This is a genomic window from Sphingopyxis sp. A083 (genome assembly GCF_001468495.1).
In the GTDB taxonomy this organism is placed as follows: Bacteria; Pseudomonadota; Alphaproteobacteria; order Sphingomonadales; family Sphingomonadaceae; genus Sphingopyxis; species Sphingopyxis terrae.
Genome location: NZ_LNSK01000013.1, coordinates 62871 through 79800 on the forward strand (window position 1 = coordinate 62871; position 16930 = coordinate 79800).

General features: G+C 65.2%; 17 protein-coding genes and 1 pseudogene. 12 read left to right on the forward strand and 6 right to left on the reverse strand.

Annotation, left to right across the window (positions count from 1 at the left end; all coding sequences use genetic code 11):
• Nucleotides 1-5 precede the first annotated feature (5 nt).
• The 5 genes from ATE59_RS15975 to ATE59_RS15995 form a co-directional block, all read right to left on the reverse strand.
• Nucleotides 6-533 carry a DUF1254 domain-containing protein gene (locus ATE59_RS15975; RefSeq protein WP_058813285.1) on the reverse strand — a complete coding sequence of 176 codons (528 nt, stop codon included), beginning with the start codon at nt 531-533 and terminating at the stop codon, nt 6-8.
• Between the two features lies 1 nt (nt 534).
• On the reverse strand, nt 535-1110 hold the full coding sequence (locus tag ATE59_RS15980) for a DUF1214 domain-containing protein (protein ID WP_058813286.1): 576 nt from the start codon (nt 1108-1110) through the stop codon (nt 535-537).
• A 102-nt stretch (nt 1111-1212) separates the two neighbouring features.
• Complete coding sequence (gene ppdK, locus ATE59_RS15985) at nt 1213-3873, reverse strand: pyruvate, phosphate dikinase (RefSeq protein WP_058813287.1); 2661 nt, start codon at nt 3871-3873, stop codon at nt 1213-1215.
• A gap of 112 nt (nt 3874-3985) precedes the next feature.
• Nucleotides 3986-6340, reverse strand: coding sequence for a glycine--tRNA ligase subunit beta (gene glyS / locus ATE59_RS15990; RefSeq protein ID WP_058813288.1), 2355 nt, complete (start codon nt 6338-6340; stop codon nt 3986-3988).
• Nucleotides 6337-7218 carry a glycine--tRNA ligase subunit alpha gene (locus tag ATE59_RS15995; RefSeq protein WP_231292896.1) on the reverse strand — a complete coding sequence of 294 codons (882 nt, stop codon included), beginning with the start codon at nt 7216-7218 and terminating at the stop codon, nt 6337-6339. Before ATE59_RS15995 ends, glyS begins: the two co-directional genes overlap by 4 nt.
• A 272-nt stretch (nt 7219-7490) precedes the next feature.
• Here ATE59_RS15995 and ATE59_RS16000 point away from each other — a divergent pair, with 272 nt between their 5' ends.
• From ATE59_RS16000 to ychF, 9 genes are all read left to right on the forward strand, one after another.
• A complete protein-coding gene (locus ATE59_RS16000) occupies nt 7491-7823 on the forward strand; it encodes a UrcA family protein (RefSeq protein WP_058813289.1) in 333 nt (110 codons plus the stop codon).
• Nucleotides 7824-8025: 202 nt separating this feature from the next.
• Nucleotides 8026-8232 carry a helix-turn-helix transcriptional regulator gene (locus tag ATE59_RS16005; RefSeq protein WP_003044644.1) on the forward strand — a complete coding sequence of 69 codons (207 nt, stop codon included), beginning with the start codon at nt 8026-8028 and terminating at the stop codon, nt 8230-8232.
• Nucleotides 8229-8849, forward strand: coding sequence for a hypothetical protein (locus ATE59_RS16010; protein ID WP_231737459.1), 621 nt, complete (start codon nt 8229-8231; stop codon nt 8847-8849). The genes ATE59_RS16005 and ATE59_RS16010 overlap by 4 nt, the downstream gene beginning before the upstream one ends.
• A 49-nt stretch (nt 8850-8898) precedes the next feature.
• Nucleotides 8899-9834 (forward strand): TraB/GumN family protein, encoded by a 936-nt coding sequence (locus tag ATE59_RS16015; protein ID WP_058813290.1) that lies wholly within the window; start codon nt 8899-8901, stop codon nt 9832-9834.
• 56 nt (nt 9835-9890) lie between these two features.
• Nucleotides 9891-10733 carry a TraB/GumN family protein gene (locus ATE59_RS16020; protein ID WP_231737460.1) on the forward strand — a complete coding sequence of 281 codons (843 nt, stop codon included), beginning with the start codon at nt 9891-9893 and terminating at the stop codon, nt 10731-10733.
• A 171-nt stretch (nt 10734-10904) separates the two neighbouring features.
• Nucleotides 10905-11534, forward strand: coding sequence for a 50S ribosomal protein L25/general stress protein Ctc (locus ATE59_RS16025; protein WP_003044652.1), 630 nt, complete (start codon nt 10905-10907; stop codon nt 11532-11534).
• A gap of 66 nt (nt 11535-11600) precedes the next feature.
• Nucleotides 11601-12170 carry an aminoacyl-tRNA hydrolase gene (pth, locus tag ATE59_RS16030; RefSeq protein WP_003044654.1) on the forward strand — a complete coding sequence of 190 codons (570 nt, stop codon included), beginning with the start codon at nt 11601-11603 and terminating at the stop codon, nt 12168-12170.
• On the forward strand, nt 12167-12577 hold the full coding sequence (locus ATE59_RS16035; protein WP_058813292.1) for a GNAT family acetyltransferase: 411 nt from the start codon (nt 12167-12169) through the stop codon (nt 12575-12577). The genes pth and ATE59_RS16035 overlap by 4 nt, the downstream gene beginning before the upstream one ends.
• Nucleotides 12578-12589: 12 nt before the next feature.
• Nucleotides 12590-13687 carry a redox-regulated ATPase YchF gene (gene ychF / locus ATE59_RS16040; protein ID WP_003044658.1) on the forward strand — a complete coding sequence of 366 codons (1098 nt, stop codon included), beginning with the start codon at nt 12590-12592 and terminating at the stop codon, nt 13685-13687.
• 118 nt (nt 13688-13805) lie between these two features.
• Here ychF and ATE59_RS16045 read toward each other — a convergent pair whose 3' ends face one another.
• Nucleotides 13806-14207, reverse strand: a complete 402-nt coding sequence (locus ATE59_RS16045) for a MerR family DNA-binding protein (protein ID WP_003044661.1) — start codon at nt 14205-14207, stop codon at nt 13806-13808.
• 41 nt (nt 14208-14248) lie between these two features.
• Here ATE59_RS16045 and ATE59_RS16050 point away from each other — a divergent pair, with 41 nt between their 5' ends.
• The 3 genes and pseudogenes from ATE59_RS16050 to ATE59_RS18280 form a co-directional block, all read left to right on the forward strand.
• Nucleotides 14249-14989, forward strand: a complete 741-nt coding sequence (locus ATE59_RS16050; RefSeq protein ID WP_058813293.1) for a glutaredoxin family protein — start codon at nt 14249-14251, stop codon at nt 14987-14989.
• A complete protein-coding gene (locus tag ATE59_RS16055) occupies nt 14986-16689 on the forward strand; it encodes a copper resistance system multicopper oxidase (protein ID WP_082657462.1) in 1704 nt (567 codons plus the stop codon). The genes ATE59_RS16050 and ATE59_RS16055 overlap by 4 nt, the downstream gene beginning before the upstream one ends.
• Nucleotides 16686-16930, forward strand: a pseudogene (locus tag ATE59_RS18280) (copper resistance protein B); the annotation flags it as partial. The gene ATE59_RS16055 and the pseudogene ATE59_RS18280, both read left to right, overlap by 4 nt.

The window sequence follows — 16930 nt, forward strand, 5'->3', positions numbered from 1 at the left end:
ACCCCCTATTTCAACTTTGTGACGGTTCGGCAGGTCGACTGACGACGAATTGCGTCGAGCGACCCGATTTCCGCAGGATCCTTCAGCAGCAGACGGATCAGCGCAATCCCGCGGTCGTGGCCGACGCGCACCGCTTCGGCGCCCGGCGGCACCGCCTGCCCTTCGCGCGCGACGATGATTCGATAGGGTTTTCCGCCCGCTTCGACGTCATTGCGCACGAAGGCGACGTCGGTCGCGGCATCGAAGATGCTGAGCGAAGAATAGCGCCCCGGGACCGGCACGATCATAATTTCAAGCGGCCCCGCCGCAAGGTCGAACGGACAGCTGGAATAGGCAAGATCGGGGCTTGGCCGCACGACAGGCTGGCGCGCGGGCGTCGCGAGCGGCCCCTGCGACATCTGATTGATACCGCCGCGGCCAAGCCGGTCCATCGCGATCTTCATCATTCCATAGGGGATGGCGGCGATGGCCGCATAGCCGACCGCGAGCGCGGCGATCAGCCCGAAAGCGAGCGGTCCGATCCAGCGGCGCATGTCAGCACCCCTCATTGACGATCGCGGGCAGCGCGGCCGCCGATGGCGCGGCGCGAACACCCTCGCCCGGATTGTACATGCGCAGCGTCAGGTCGAACGGCTGTCCCTTGATCCCGGGAAGCCAGGCGCCATCGGCGGGCCGGTCGGGCGCTATGGTGACGTGCCATTCGCCCTTGTCGTCGAGCGGGACACCGGCGCCGTTGACCGACCAGATATTCGCGGGATTGGCGACCAGATAGCCTTTGGCGTCATAGACGGTCACGCTCCACCAGCGCGCATCGAGCGGCTTTCCCGACAGACGGTAGCGGCAATTGCCGTCGAGCCGCGCGCCCGAGGCGTCGGTGCGCGCCATCCAGTAGAGCGTCTCCTTTGCCGGCAGCGCGAGCAGCCCCGACCGCGCGACCATCGCGCGCGTCAGCGGATCGGTCGCCTTCGTCCCATAGCCGAGCGACGTCGTCCACGGGCCGTTGCGGATCGCGCCATCGCCGAGCCCGCCTCGCGTCAGACCCCAGGCGCCGCCGAGCCCCACCGCTATCCCGCCCACCAGGGTGATCGCATAGCGGTGCCAGCTCTTCATGACGCATCCCCCTACCCACTTCGTCATCCCGGCGAAGGCCGGGATCTCAACCCCGCGTTGATAGGGGGCGGCGAGACCCCGGCCTTCGCCGGGGTGACGGTATTATTTTATCTTCAGCGCCGCCTGTGCTGCTGCCAGACGTGCGATGGGCACACGGTAGGGCGAGGCGCTGACATAGTCGAGCCCGGTCTGTTCGCAGAAGTGGATGCTCGGTGCATCACCGCCATGCTCGCCGCAAATGCCCATCTTGATCCCGGCGCGGGCACCACGGCCGCGCTCGGCGGCGATCTCGATCAGTTGTCCGACGCCTTCAACGTCAAGGCTGACGAACGGATCGGTCAGGAAGATGCCCTTGTCGACATATTGCGTCAGGAAGCGGCCGGCGTCGTCGCGGCTGATGCCGATCGTCGTCTGGGTCAGGTCGTTGGTGCCGAAGCTGAAGAATTCAGCCGTTTCCGCGATTTCGCCCGCCATCAGCGCGGCGCGCGGCAGTTCGATCATCGTGCCGACAAGATAGGCGATCTCGCGCCCCTTTTCGGCGAACACCGCCTTTGCCTGCGCGTCGACGACCGCCTTCATCAGATCGAATTCGCGGCGCGTCGCGACCAGCGGGATCATCACCTCGGGGATCGGCGCCGCGCCGGTTTCGGCGGCGACGTCGCACGCCGCCTCGAAGATCGCCCGCGCCTGCATCTCGTAGATTTCGGGGTAAGTGACGCCAAGGCGGCAACCGCGGTGGCCGAGCATCGGGTTGAATTCATGGAGTTCGTTCGCCCGCGCCTTCAGCGCCTCAACCCCCACCCCTGCCGCGGCGGCGACATCGGCAAAATCCTCCTCGCGCGTCGGCAGGAATTCGTGTAGCGGCGGGTCGAGCAGCCGGATCGTGACCGGCAGCCCCGCCATCACACCGAAGATCGCGGCAAAGTCGCCGCGCTGTTCGGGCAGCAGCTTGGCAAGCGCGGCGCGGCGGCCGTCCTCGCTGTCGGCCAGGATCATCTCGCGCACCGCAGTAATCCGCGCGGCGTCGAAGAACATATGCTCGGTGCGGCACAGCCCGATGCCCTCGGCACCGAAATCGCGCGCGACCTGCGCGTCGGCGGGGGTTTCGGCGTTGGTGCGCACCTTCATGCGGCGCACCTTGTCGGCCCAGCCCATCAGCGTGCCGAAATCGCCGACCAGTTCGGGCTGGAGCGTCGGAACCTCACCCGCCATCACTTCGCCGGTCGACCCGTCGAGCGTGATGACATCGCCTTCGCGAAGCTCGCGTCCGGCGACGCGCAGCACGCGCGCATTGCCGTCGATCGCCAGCCCGCCGGCGCCCGAGACGCAGGGGCGCCCCATGCCGCGCGCAACCACCGCCGCGTGGCTCGTCATCCCGCCACGCGCGGTCAGGATGCCCTTGGCGGCGTGCATGCCGTGAATATCCTCAGGGCTGGTTTCGACGCGGACGAGGATCACCGCCTCACCCATGCCCGCCGCCTTTTCGGCGCTGTCGGCGTCGAACATGATCTTGCCCGATGCGGCGCCGGGGCTGGCGGGCAGACCCTTGGTCAGCACGTCGCGCGGCGCCTTGGGATCGAGCGTCGGGTGGAGCAGTTGGTCGAGCGCGCCCGGATCGACACGGCCGACCGCTTCCTCTTCGGAAATCAGCCCTTCGGCCGCCATTTCGACCGCGATGCGCAGCGCCGCCTTGGCGGTGCGCTTGCCGCTGCGCGTCTGCAGCATCCACAGCGTCCCGCGTTCGACGGTGAATTCGATATCCTGCATGTCGCGGTAATGGGTTTCGAGCGTGTCGAAGACGCGGCCCAATTCCCCGAAGGTTTCGGGCATCGCCTCTTCCATCGACAGCGGCTTGGCCCCCGCCTTTTCGCGCGCGATCTTCGTCAGATATTGCGGGGTGCGGATGCCGGCGACGACGTCCTCGCCCTGCGCGTTGATCAGCCATTCGCCGTACCAGGCACGCTCGCCGGTCGCGGGGTCGCGCGTGAACGCAACGCCGGTCGCCGAAGTGTCGCCCATATTGCCGAACACCATCGCCTGCACATTGACCGCGGTGCCCCATTCGCCGGGGATCGAGTTCAGGCGGCGATAGACTTTCGCACGGTCGCTTTCCCAGCTCGCGAAGACGGCGCCGATCGCGCCCCAAAGCTGATCCTTCGGTTCCTGCGGAAAGGGTGCGCCGGTCTCGCGCTCGACGATCGCCTGATATTCCTTGACGAGCGCCTGCCAGTCTTCAGCCGACATCTCCGTATCGAGGAAAAAGCCCTTGTCTTCCTTAGCGATTTCCAGTGCTTCTTCGAACTCGGCATGGTCGAGGCCCATGACGACGTCGGCATACATCTGGATGAAGCGGCGATAGCTGTCCCACGCGAAACGCGGGTCGCCCGAGGCTTCGGAAAGCCCCGCAACGGTCGCATCGTTGAGCCCGAGGTTGAGGACGGTGTCCATCATCCCCGGCATCGACACGCGCGCGCCCGAACGGACCGAAACGAGCAGCGGGTTCACCGCGTCGCCGAACCGCTTGCCGGTGATCCCCTCGATATGCGCGATGCCGCTTTCGACGTCCGCGGTCAGGCCGTCGGGAAACGCTTCGCCATTGGCGTAATAGGCGGTGCAGACGTCGGTGGTGATCGTAAAGCCCGGCGGGACCGGCAGGCCGATCGACGCCATTTCGGCAAGGTTCGATCCCTTGCCGCCCAGCAATTCCTTCGAACGCTCGGCCGTCGTGGCCGCGCCGCCGAACAAATGCACCATCTTCGTCATGTCTTACTCCTGCTGCCCCGGCGAGGAGGTCGCGGCTGGATAGGTATGCAATCGCGGTTGGTCGATTCAGTTTTACTTCGTTCGTTATAAGCTCTGGCGGATAGCCGGCGCGTCAGCCCTCGATCTTCGAGAAATCGGCAACGCCATGCACCGCGCCAGTAAAGCGCGACAGCAGGCCGAGCCGATAGGCGCGCACCGCTTCGTCGGGATCGTTGACCATCACGCCGTCGAAAAAGGCATCGATCGGCGCGCGCAGGCTGGCGAGCGCCGCCATGGCGTCGGTAAAGCGTTCGTCAGCGACCGCGGCGGACGCCGCGGGCTCGGCCGCGTCGAGCGCGGCGAGCAGCGCCTTGTCCACATCCGTCGCCCCCGCGAAGGCGGGGGCCGTTATCGTGGGAGCAGTGCCGCCAGCGGTCCCCGCCTGCGCGGGGACGACGTCTTTTTCGGCTTGCTTCAATATATTCGCCGCGCGCTTGTAGCCCGCAAGCAGATTGGCGCCATCTTCGGTCGCCATGAAAGCCTGAAGCGCCTTCACGCGCGCGAGCAGCCGAACAAGATCATCCTCGCCGCCGAGCGCAAACACCGCGTCGATCAGGTCGTGACGGACGCCGGCTTCGCGCTGCTGGACCTTGAGGCGGTCGGCGAAGAAGTCGAGCAATTTTATAATGGATGCCTGAGCGACGGCGTACCTCGCGGCCGATTGCTCAGCTTCGACCAGAAATTTATCTTCCAGCACGGACTGGCTCGCAGCGCTTTCGTCTGAAAGGAACTTCTTCGCGGGAGCAAGCACGCGCTTTACGTGCTCCCGATCAATTGCTTCTGGTACTGCAAAAGACTGAAAAATTGGAACAATCATTCCATTGTACGTCACTGCGCTCAAGGAAAGCCTGATCGCATTTGACTGTATGATACGAATAATTCCAAGCGCGGCGCGGCGAAGCGCAAAGGGATCCCTAGATCCTGTCGGGACTTCTTCGATTCCGAAGAACGCCATGATCGTATCCAGCTTATCAGCCAACGCCACAGCCACCGTCACCGGCGCGGTCGGCACATCGTCGCCCTGCCCGACCGGCTTGTAATGGTCGCGGATCGCGTCGGCCACCGCATCGGGCAAGCCTTCGGCGCGGGCGTAATAGCCGCCCATCAGGCCCTGCAATTCAGGGAATTCGCCGACCATTTCGGTGACGAGGTCGGCCTTCGCGAGCCGCGCGGCAAGTTCAGCCTGGTCGGCCAATTCCTCGCGAGACACGTCCATGTTCCCCCGCGAAGGCGGGGGTCCAGAGCGTCCATCCGCTGTGGGCCCATCTCCGCTCTGGATTCCCGCCTGCGCGGGAACACTCGAAGGCATAATGATGCCTTCTTCTACCAGCCAGCGCGCCAGCTTGGCGACGCGCTCGACCTTGTCGGCAACCGTGCCAAGCTTTTCGTGGAAGGTGATGTTCGCGAGCTTCTCGGCGTGCTGCGCGAGCGTCTTCTTCTGATCCTGTTCCCAGAAGAAGCGCGCATCCGAAAGCCGCGCCGCCAGCACCTTGCGATTGCCCGCGACGATCTCCGCGCCGCCGTCCTTGGCGTCGATATTCGCGGTGCAGACGAAGCCGTTGGCGAGCTTGCCGTCCGTCCCGTTCACGACGAAATATTTCTGGTTCACGCGCGCGGTAAGCTGGATGACCTCGGGCGGCACCTCCAGGAACGCTTCGTCGAAGCGGCCGAGCAGGGGCACCGGCCATTCGGTGAGGCCCGCATTCTCGATCACCAGCCCCTCGTCCTCGACAAGGCTCAGCCCGGCGTCGGCCGCGGCTTTGGCGGCGCTATCGCGGATGATCGCCTGCCGCTCCTCATGGTCGACGATAACGTGGCAGGCGCGCAGCTTTTCGGCATAATCCGCCGCCGATCCGATGGTGATTTCGCCGGGGCAATGAAAGCGGTGGCCGCGCGTCACGAAGCCGCTGGCGATCCCACCGATCTCGCACGGCACCAATTCGTCGCCGAAGATCGCGACGATCCCCGACAGCGGGCGCACCCAGCGCAGGCTTTCGCTGCTCGCACTTTCGCGGCCCCAGCGCATCGACTTGGGCCAGGCAAAGCCGCGGACGATCGCGGGGATCGCCTCGGCGAGCACCTCGGCCGTCGCGCGGCCGGGCTTGTCGATCACGGCGAAGTAAACGCCATCGCGATCTTTCAGTTGATCCTGCGTCAGCCCGGTCTTGCGGAGGAAGCCTTCAAGCGCCTGCGGCGGCGCGCTGCTGCGCGGCCCTTTGATCTCCTCGCTGACCGCAGCGGTCGCTTGCGGAAGCCCCTTTGCGATCAGCGCAAGTCGGCGCGGGGTCGACCAGATGGTCAGATCGCCGACGTCGATGCCCGCCGCTGCCATCTGCGCGCGGAACAGCTTTTCCAGCTCGGCACGCGCGCCCGCCTGCATCCGGGCGGGGATTTCCTCGCTGCGCAGTTCGAGAAGAAAGTCGGTCAAAGCACCCACCCCGGATATTTTTCGGTCCAGCGTTCGGACTGGCTGTCGATCCACGCCTTGCAGCTTCCCTTCGCGAGGTCGCGGACGCGCGCCATGTAATTGGCGCGTTCCTGCACGCTGATCACGCCGCGCGCTTGCAAGAGGTTGAACAAATGGCTCGCCTCGATCGCCTGGTCGTACGCAGCAAGCGGCACATTCGCCGCAATCGCGCGCTTGCATTCGTCTTCGGCCGCCTTGAACCCCGCGAACAGCGTATCGGTGTCGGCAACCTCGAAATTCCATTTCGAGAATTGGCGCTCGTTTTCGAGGAAGACATCGCCATAGCTCAAGCCCGGCACGTCGCCGACGGGGTCGGAAAACCTGAGGTCGTACACATTGTCGACATTCTGGATATACATGGCGAGGCGTTCGAGCCCATAGGTCAGCTCGCCCGCGACGGGTTTGCAGTCGAAACCGCCCATCTGCTGAAAATAAGTGAACTGGGTGACTTCCATCCCGTCGCACCAGACTTCCCAGCCCAGCCCCCATGCGCCGAGCGTCGGCGATTCCCAGTCATCCTCGACGAACCGGATATCGTGGAGCAGCGGATCGATGCCGATCGCGGCCAGGCTGCCGAGATATTGCTCCTGCAGGTCGGCGGGCGACGGCTTCAGGATCACCTGATATTGATAATAATGCTGAAGGCGGTTCGGGTTCTCGCCATAGCGGCCGTCGGTCGGGCGGCGGCTCGGCTGGACATAGGCGACATTCCACGGCTCCGGCCCCAGGCTGCGCAGCGTCGTCGCCGGGTGAAACGTCCCCGCGCCCACCCGCATGTCATAAGGCTGCAGGATCGCACAGCCCCGCGCGCTCCAATAATCGTGAAGCGTCAGGATCATGTCCTGAAAGCTGAGTGGTTTCTTTTCTGCCGTATCGGCCACGAGTCCACATCTTTCGCAGGTGCAACAATCGCCGCCGCCCTTGGCGCAGCGGGCGCGCAGGGTCAAGGCTCGCTGCCATCTGCGCACCGACCAAATCACGCCGCGTGTCACGGTCACAAAACTTTTTGTCATGTGTTGTTGACATGGTCAGCGAATCACGACATATAGTCATGCATACCTGACATGAAGACAGGTTGACGTGACCAAGACATCATCCAAGGAGACCCATCATGATCGCTCGTACCGCCATTCTCGCCCTCTCGCTCGCTCTGGCCGGCACGCCGGCACTCGCCGCGACCGTCGATGAAGCGCCCACCGCCACCATCCGCATCGACGACCTCAAGCTCACCAGCGCAAAGGGGCGCGAAACGCTGGAGGCACGCGTTCGCACGGCGGCCCGCGCCCTCTGCGCGACGGGCGGACGCAGCCTGAACGACCGCATGATGGAAGCCGATTGCAAGGCGACTGCCCTCGCCGCCGCAAAGCCGCAGGTTGAACGCGCCATTGCCCGCGCCGACGGCGGCACCCAGCTGGCGCTGCTGATGATCAAGCCCGGCCGCTGATCCCCTCCATCGGGCTTCGTCCGCGTCGATGCTCCCCGGTGTCGGCAGGCGACTTGAGCTGGAGCGCGGCCCGACGCGGCGGCGCTCCAGCCTCTTGATCCCGAAAATCCCCGCGGGCGGGCATCGCGTTTCGATCGGCTGACAAAAGGATATCGATTGTGACTATATGCAGGCCCGAAGGGATCCTATTGGCGAGGCGCCGATGAACAACAAACTGAAAGTCCTCCGCGCAATGCGCAATTGGAGCCAAGCCGAACTGGCCGACCGGCTCGACGTGTCGCGGCAGGCAGTAAATGCAATCGAGACAGGGAAATACGACCCGTCTTTACCGCTCGCTTTCAAGCTGGCCCGACTATTCGAAATGCCGATCGAAGAGATTTTCGACGACGGTTTTGCAGGACAGGAATGATGACGAACATGCCGAAGGAACGCCGCGCCGGTCCCGGTTATCTGTGGCCGGTTGCCATCATCATGATCGCAGGAGCCGTTGCTGGCGCTTTCGCCGGTTATAGCGACGGCCTGGCCGAAACCGGCGGCCAGCCGTTGCCGACATGGGCGGGCCCGGTGGCGGCGCTGGTCCTCGCACTGGCCGGTATGGCGCTCTATATCCGCCTGAACCGCGAAGCCTGGGCCGGCTGGTCGCCGCGCAAGCGCCTCTATTGGGTGACGATGGTCGCGTCGATGAGCCTTGGCGCGGGGGTTGCGCTGACGCTCCAGGTTGCGCAGGGGTCGGGCGATCTGGCGAGCAATGCGCCCTTGACCCCCGCAACGGCGATCATCGTCTCGGTGATCTGGGTCGTCGGGATGAGTGTCGCCAGCCTCTTCTATTTCCGCGCGGTCGACGATCATGAACGCCATGCCTATTATCTGGGAAGCGTCGCCGGCTTTCATGCCTTTGTGATCGCCTGCCCCGTATGGTGGGTCGCCGCCCGCGCCAGCCTCGCGCCGCCGGTCGACGCCATGGCGCTCTTTGTCCTGACGCTCGCCGTCAACCTGATCGTCTATCTCTGGTTCAAATATCGTTGATTATCAGCGAACCCCTTGCCCCTCCCCTTTTGAAACGAAAGCAGGCCCGATGACCTCCTTCTTCCGCAAACTTGCGCTCAGCTGCGCGATCATTCCCCTCGCCCAATGCGCGGTCGTGCCGGGACACAATAGCGCCGCGGCGCAGGAAGCTGCCGCGCCCGCGGCGGCAACGACGACCGCGATCAAACCCGCGCTTTGGGCGGTGAAGGACGACGACACCACCGTCTACCTGTTTGGCACCGTGCACGTGCTAAAGCCCGGATTGAGCTGGTTCGACGGCGCCGTCAAAGATGCGTTCGACAAATCGGACGAACTCAAGCTCGAACTTGTACTGCCCGAAGACCAGAATGAAGTAGCGAAGGAAACGATGGCGCTGGCATTGGACCAGAGCGGAACGGCGCTTTCGTCGCGGCTCGATCCGGCAGCGCTTGCGGCCTATCAGGCGGCGATGACCAGCCTGGGCCTGCCGCCCGCCAGCTTCGACGGCTTCAAGCCGTGGTTTGCGGGGATCACCCTGTCGGTGCTGCCGCTGACCAAAATGGGCTACAACCCCGAAGAGGGCGCCGAAAAGCAGTTGAGCAATGCGGCAAAGGCGGCCGCCAAGCCGATCTCCGGGTTCGAAACGCTCAGCGAACAGCTAGGCTTTTTCGATGCGCTGCCGATGTCCAGCCAGATCGCCTTCCTCAACGTCATGGTCAAGGATCTCGACAAGCTGGGGCCGCAGCTCGACACGATGGTCGGGCAATGGGGGGCCGGCGATCCGGCTGCGCTCGCCGAAACGATGAACGAGGGGCTTGCCGAAACGCCCGACGTCGCCAAGACGTTGCTGTGGGATCGCAACGCGCGCTGGGCCGAACAGATCGAGGCGCGCATGGCGCAGCCGGGCACCGTTTTCGTCGCGGTCGGCGCGGGCCATCTGGCGGGAGCAAAGAGCGTGCAGGATTATCTCAAGGAGCGCGGGTTGAAGGTGACGCGCATCCAGTGAGGCATCGGGGCGCCCTTGCCTTTCGGCCCTGGGGTCGCCGCGCCGCGGCGGCCCTTTTGCCGTTGCTGCTGCTCGCCTGCAAAGCTGCGACGCCAGTTACCGAAGCGCATCCGGCGATGTGGCTGGTCGAAGACGCCGACACGCGCATCTTCCTGCTCGGCTCGATGCACGCGCTTCCCGCCGGCACGCGCTGGGACGGCGGGAAGGTCGGCGCGGCGATTGCGGCGGCCGACGAATTGGTCCTCGAACTGGCGCCCGATCAACTCGCGGCTGCAGGCGACGTGTTCCGCGAACTCGCACCGCGCAGCGCGCCGCTGGCGATGGAGCGCCGGCTCGATCCGGCGGCGCTTGCCGCCTATCGCAAGATAGAAGGCGCGGGCAGCGGTTTCGGCGGCGATGCGCTCGACGACTGGGCAATCCTGGTGCTGATGGGCCAGCGTGTCGCGCAGCAGGCCGATTTGTCGCCCGAAAATGGCGTCGAAGCCCGGCTGACGCAGCGCTTTTCCGACGCCGGAAAGCCGATCGGCGGGCTGGAGACGGCGCGGGGGCAGTTGACGCTGTTCGAAACGCTCGACGCCGCAACGCAGCGCCGCCTGCTGACGCGCGCGCTCGCCAATTCGGCAAGCGGCGTCGCCGACGTGAAGGCGATGAACGCCGCCTGGGCGCGCGGCGACGTCGCCGCACTCGAAAAGGTGGTGAACGAGGATGTCGACGCGGTCCCGGCCGCGCGCGCCGCGATCATCACCGATCGCAACCGGCGCTGGACCAAGTGGGTGGAGCAGCGCATGGCGAAACCCGGCACGGTGCTGATCGCGGTCGGTGCGGGACATCTGGTGGGCGCTGACGGCGTTCCCGCCGCTCTGGAAGCGGCCGGATACCGGGTGGTGCGGGTGCAATAGCCCGGCGGCAAGACGGGATGCGATACCGACATTCCCCTTTTCGCCGATCCGATCCCCCTTTCCCGCATCGCGCTTGCCTTTCCGCCGGTTCCCGGCTATGCGCCCGCGCTTCCGTCATGGTCATCCCTGGAGGCGTGGCGGATATGTGCAACTGTTTCTCGGAGAAATGATATGAGCGATCAGCTGACGCTGACGGCCGAGACGCGCGAACGTGCAGGCAAGGGAGCCTCGCGTGACCTGCGTCGCAATGGCCGCGTCCCCGCCGTCGTCTATGGCGGCAACGAAGAACCCCTGATGATCCACGTCGAAGAAAAGCTGCTGATGAAGCAGCTGATGACGGGTCACTTCATGAACTCGGTCGTGATGATCGAAGTGGGCGGCAAGACCGTCCGCACCTTGCCCAAGGACGTCGCCTTTCATCCCGTCAAGGATCGCCCGATCCATGCGGACTTCCTGCGCATCTCGAAGGACGCCAAGGTCCATGTCGAAGTGCCGGTGGTGTTCGCCAACGAAGAAGCCTCGCCCGGCCTGAAGCGCGGCGGCGTGCTGAACATCGTTCGTCACGAGCTGGAACTCGTCTGCGAAGCGGACAAGATCCCCGACGAAATCAGCATCGACGTCACCGGCTTCGACGTCGGCGATTCGATCCACATCAGCAACGTCGCTCTGCCCAAGGGTGTCGAGAGCGCGATCAGCGATCGCGACTTCACGATTGCGACCATCGTCGCTCCGTCGGCGCTCAAGTCGAGCGATGGCGACACGACGAAGGACGAAGGCGAAGCCGCCGAAGGCGAAGCCTAACGCTTACCGGATGCGCCCCTCCCCGGCGGGAGGGGCGTTTCCATCGGACCCGGGAAAGGCACCGCAATGCAGCTCTGGGTCGGCCTCGGCAATCCCGGGCCTCAATATGCGATGAACCGGCACAATGTCGGCTTCATGGCGATCGACGTGATCGCCGACACCCATCAATTCGCGCCGCCCGCCAAGAAATTTCAGGGCTGGTTGCAGGACGGCCGCATCGGCCGGACCCGCATTCTGCTGCTCAAGCCCGGCACCTTCATGAACGAAAGCGGCCGCAGCGTGCGCGCCGCGATGGATTTCTACAAGCTTGCGCCGCAGGACGTGACCGCCTTCTACGACGAACTCGACCTTGCGCCGATGAAGGTGAAGGTCAAACAGGGCGGCGGCGCGGCCGGACATAACGGCATCCGCAGCATGATCCAGCATATCGGCGACGATTTCCGCCGCGTCCGCATCGGCATCGGTCATCCGGGGCACAAGGACCGCGTGACGGGCCATGTCCTCGGCAATTACCACAAGACCGAGATCGAACCGCTGACCGACCTGCTTGGCGCGATCGCCGCCGAAGCGAGCTGGCTTGCCGAGGGCGACGACGTGCGGTTCCAGAACGATCTGGCGCTGCGGCTGCAACCATGACGCTGATCCGCGCCGCGACGCCCGCCGATCGCGACGCCGCGGTCGCCCTGTGGCAAAGCTGCGACCTCACCCGGCCCTGGAACGACCCGGACGCCGACTTCGACCGGGCGCTTGGCCACGACGCCGCGACGATCCTGCTCGCCGAAGCCGGACGCGCGATTGTCGGTACGATCATGGTCGGCTTCGACGGCCACCGCGGCTGGGTCTATTATCTGGGCGTCCAGCCCGACCGGCGCGGCGACGGGATCGCACGCGATCTGCTCGATGCCGGCTGCGACTGGCTGCGGGCGCGGGGCTGTCCGAAGGTGGAATTGATGGTTCGGGATGGAAATCCCGCCGCGGGGCTCTATGAGCGCCTCGACTGGGATTTGCAGCCGGTGCGGGTCTTTGCCCGCCGGCTTGATTAAAAGGGTAGGAAAATGGGTTTCAAATGCGGGATCGTCGGGCTGCCGAACGTCGGCAAGTCGACGCTGTTCAATGCGTTGACCGAGACGCAGGCGGCGCAGGCGGCGAATTATCCCTTCTGCACGATCGAACCGAATATCGGCAATGTCGCGGTGCCCGACGCGCGGCTCGACAAGCTCGCGGCGATCGCGGGCAGTCAGAAGATCATCCCGACCCAGCTCGCCTTCGTCGATATCGCCGGCCTCGTGCGCGGCGCGTCGAAGGGCGAAGGGCTCGGCAACCAGTTCCTCGGCAACATCCGCGAAGTCGACGCGATCATCCACGTCCTGCGCTGTTTCGAGGATGACGACATCCAGCATGTCGAGAACAAGGTCGACCCGGTCGCCGACGCCGAGACGGTCGAGACCGAACTGCTGCTTTCCGACCTCGAAAGCCTGGAAAAGCGTGTTCCCGCTTTCGCGAAAAAGGCCGCGCAGGGCGACAAGGAAGCCAAGGCCGCAGCATCGGTGCTCGGCCAGGCGCTCGATCTGCTACGCGACGGCAAGCCCGCGCGTCTGACCGATCCGAAGGACGCCGATGAAGAGCGCATCCTCCGGCAGGCGCAGCTGCTGACCAGCAAGCCCGTCCTCTATGTCTGCAATGTCGAAGAAGCGAATGCCGCGACCGGCAACGCGCACAGCGAAGCCGTCTTCGCGCGCGCCAAGGCCGAAGGGGCACAGGCGGTGATCGTCTCGGCAGCGATCGAAAGCGAACTCGTCGGCATGGACGGCGAAGAACGCATGATGTTCTTGGAAGAAATGGGGCTGCACGAAACCGGCCTCGCGCGCGTGATCCGCGCGGGATATGAGCTGCTCCACCTGCTGACCTTCTTCACCGTCGGCCCGAAGGAAGCGCGCGCCTGGACCGTCCATACCGGCGCGACCGCGCCGGAGGCCGCGGGCGAAATCCACAGCGATTTCCAGAAGGGCTTCATTCGCGCCGAAACCATCGCCTATGACGATTATGTCGCACTGGGCGGTGAAGCCAAGGCGCGCGAAGCCGGCAAGCTGCGCGCCGAAGGCAAGGCCTATGTCGTGCACGACGGTGACGTCATGCACTTCCTGCACAGCTAGGCCGCGCTGCGCCCTGAAACGTCGTCATTGCGCGCGAAGCGAGGCAATCTCCAGCCATCGACCCTGCGTACGGGCGACAGCGGGCGATTGCGTCGTCGCTGCGCTCCGCGCGATGACGTCAGGGCTCGAAAGCCGCGAGTATCGGGCAAGGGCCCTTGTCGGTCGCGGCGCACTGGTCCGCCAGCCGCGCGAGCGCGGCGCGGGTTTCGCTCATCTGGGCAATCTTGGCGTCGAGCGCGGCGATGCGCTGGCGGGCGAGGCTGCGGACCCGCGCACGATCGTCGCTCTGTTCGAGTTCCAGCAGCTCGGCGATTTCCTCGAGCGTGAAGCCCGACCCTTGCGCCGACCGGATGAATTTCAGCCGGCGGACATCGTCGGCATCATAGCGACGGATGCCGGCGCCCCACCCCTCGCCGCCGCTGCGCGCTGGCGTCGTCATCAACCCGCGGCGCTGATAATAACGGACCGTTTCGACCCCGACGCCGCCCGCTTCCGCCAGTTTTCCGATCGAAAGCTGCATCGCTTGACTCCGTACCATGGTACGGAGGTTATACAGGCGGCATGACACAGACAGCAACCCTCTACCGCATGGTCATGCCACAGCATATCTGTCCCTATGGCCTGAAAGCGAAGCATCTCCTCGAACGAAAGGGCTTCACCGTCGACGATCATTGGCTGGAGACGCGCGCGCAAACCGACGCGTTCAAGGCCGAACATGGCGTCAAGACGACGCCGCAGACCTTCATCGATGGCCGCCGGATCGGCGGCTATGACGATCTGCGCCGCCATTTCGGCCTTGCCGTCCGCGATCCGGGAGCGACGAGCTATACGCCCGTGATCGCACTGTTCGCGATGACCGCGCTGATGGCGCTCGCCGCGAGCTTCGCCGCCTACGGCAGCCCCTTCACCCTGCGCGCCGCCGAATGGTTCATTTCGTTCAGCATGATCGTTCTGGCGCTGCTCAAGCTGCAGGACGTCGAGAGCTTCTCGACGATGTTCCTCAACTATGACCTGCTCGCGCGGCGCTGGGTTCCCTATTCCTATGTCTACCCCTTTGCCGAGGGGCTGGCCGGGGTTCTGATGACCGCGCACGCCCTCCCCTGGCTGTCGATCCCGGTCGCGCTGTTCATCGCCATCATCGGCGCGGTGTCGGTCTTCAAGGCGGTCTATATCGACCGCCGCGACATCAAATGCGCCTGCGTCGGCGGCGGCAGCAAGGTACCGCTGGGCTTCGTATCGCTGACCGAAAATCTGATGATGATCGCGATGGCGCTCTGGATGCTGCGCGGAGCCATCGCATGAGCGGCGCGATCGGCCGCCGTTCGCTATTGGCGGCAGGCGGCGCGGCGGCGCTTGTCCCGTGGCTCCCCGCCTGGGCGCAACCGATCGCGTCGGGGCTGCCGGCGGTCGGCGGCGCCGATATCCGCCTGACCATCGCGCACCGGATGCTGACCGCCGATGGCAAGACCAGCCATGCGATCGGCATAAACGGGACGATTCCTGGGCCGCTGGTGCGGCTGAAGGAAGGCACCACGGCGCGGCTGCACGTTACCAACGCCCTGCCCGACGAGGATAGCTCGATCCACTGGCACGGGCTGATCCTGCCCTTTCATATGGACGGCGTGCCGGGCATCAGCTTTCCCGGAATCGCGCCGGGCGCGACCTTCACCTATGAATTTCCGGTGCGGCAGTCGGGCACCTATTGGTATCACAGCCATTCGGGGCTGCAGGAACAGATGGGCCACTACGGCCCGATCGTCATCGACCCCGCCGATCCCGATCCCGTCGCCTATGACCGCGAGCATGTGATCGTCCTTTCCGACCACAGCGCGCTGCACCCGCATGCGATCTTCAAAAAGCTCAAGCAGATGGGCGGCTATTTCAACCACAACAAGCAGACGCTTGCGGGGCTGATCGCGGGCCGCGACCAGCCGCTGAACGACCGTGTCGCCTGGGGCGCGATGCGGATGGACCCGACCGACATCAGCGACGTGACCGCGGCGGCCTATACCTATCTCGTCAACGGTCACGGCCCCGCCGACAATTGGACCGGGTTGTTCGCTGCGGGCGAACGCGTCCGGCTGCGTATCATCAACGCGTCGGCGATGACGACCTTCAACATCCGCGTCCCCGATCTTGCGATGACCGTGGTGCAGGCCGACGGCCTGAATGTCCGTCCCGTGAGGGTCAGCGAATTTCAGATCGGGGTCGCCGAAACCTATGACGTGATCGTCGAGCCCGAAGACCGCGCCTACAGCATCATCGCCGAGAACAGCGACCGATCGGGTATGGCGCGCGCAACGCTCGCGCCGCGCCCCGGCATGACCGCGCCGGTTCCGCCGCTGCGCGCCCGCCCGCTCGCGACGATGCGCGATATGGGTATGGGCGATATGGGCATGGATCATGGCGCGATGGGACATGGGATGACCGCGCCGGGCGAACCGATGCGGCACAGCATGCGTGACATGAAAGGCGCGCCGAGCGTCAAGGACACGCCCGCTGTCCAGTCGATCTCGCCGATGCCGGTCGATCGCACCGGTGAGCCCGGACAGGGGCTGGAGGATGTCGCGGACGCGCTGACCTATCGCGATCTCGTCGCGCTCGATCGCAACCCCGATACCCGCGTCCCGTCGCGCGAGATGCAGATCCATCTGACCGGCAATATGGAACGCTATATGTGGGCGTTCGACGGGGTGAAGATGAACGAGGTCACCGCACCCATTCCCTTCACGCTGGGCGAGCGCGTGCGCGTGACCCTGGTCAACGACACGATGATGACGCACCCCATCCACCTGCACGGTCATTTCTTCGAACTGGTCACGGGCAAGGGCGACCATGCCCCGCGCAAGCATACGGTAAACGTCCAGCCGGGCGGCAAGGTGACCTTCGACCTGACTGCCGATGCGCCGGGCGACTGGGCCTTTCACTGTCACCTCCTCTATCACATGCACGCCGGGATGATGCAGGTCGTGACGGTGCGCGCGGCGGAGGATGCGGCATGATTCCAATGGCACTCCTGTTGCTGGCCGCACAACCCGACGCGATGGCGCATCCCGCCCCCGCGCCCGGCTGTACCGCCGACCATGCCGCCATGGGCCATTGCACGATGCCCGTAGTGGCGCCCCCGCCGCCGCCACCGTCCTGTTCGCCCGAACATGCGGCGATGGGACATTGCGCCATGCCTGCGCCGCCCCCGCCCCCCGGCTGTCCGCCCGAACACGCCGCCATGGGGCACTGCACCCC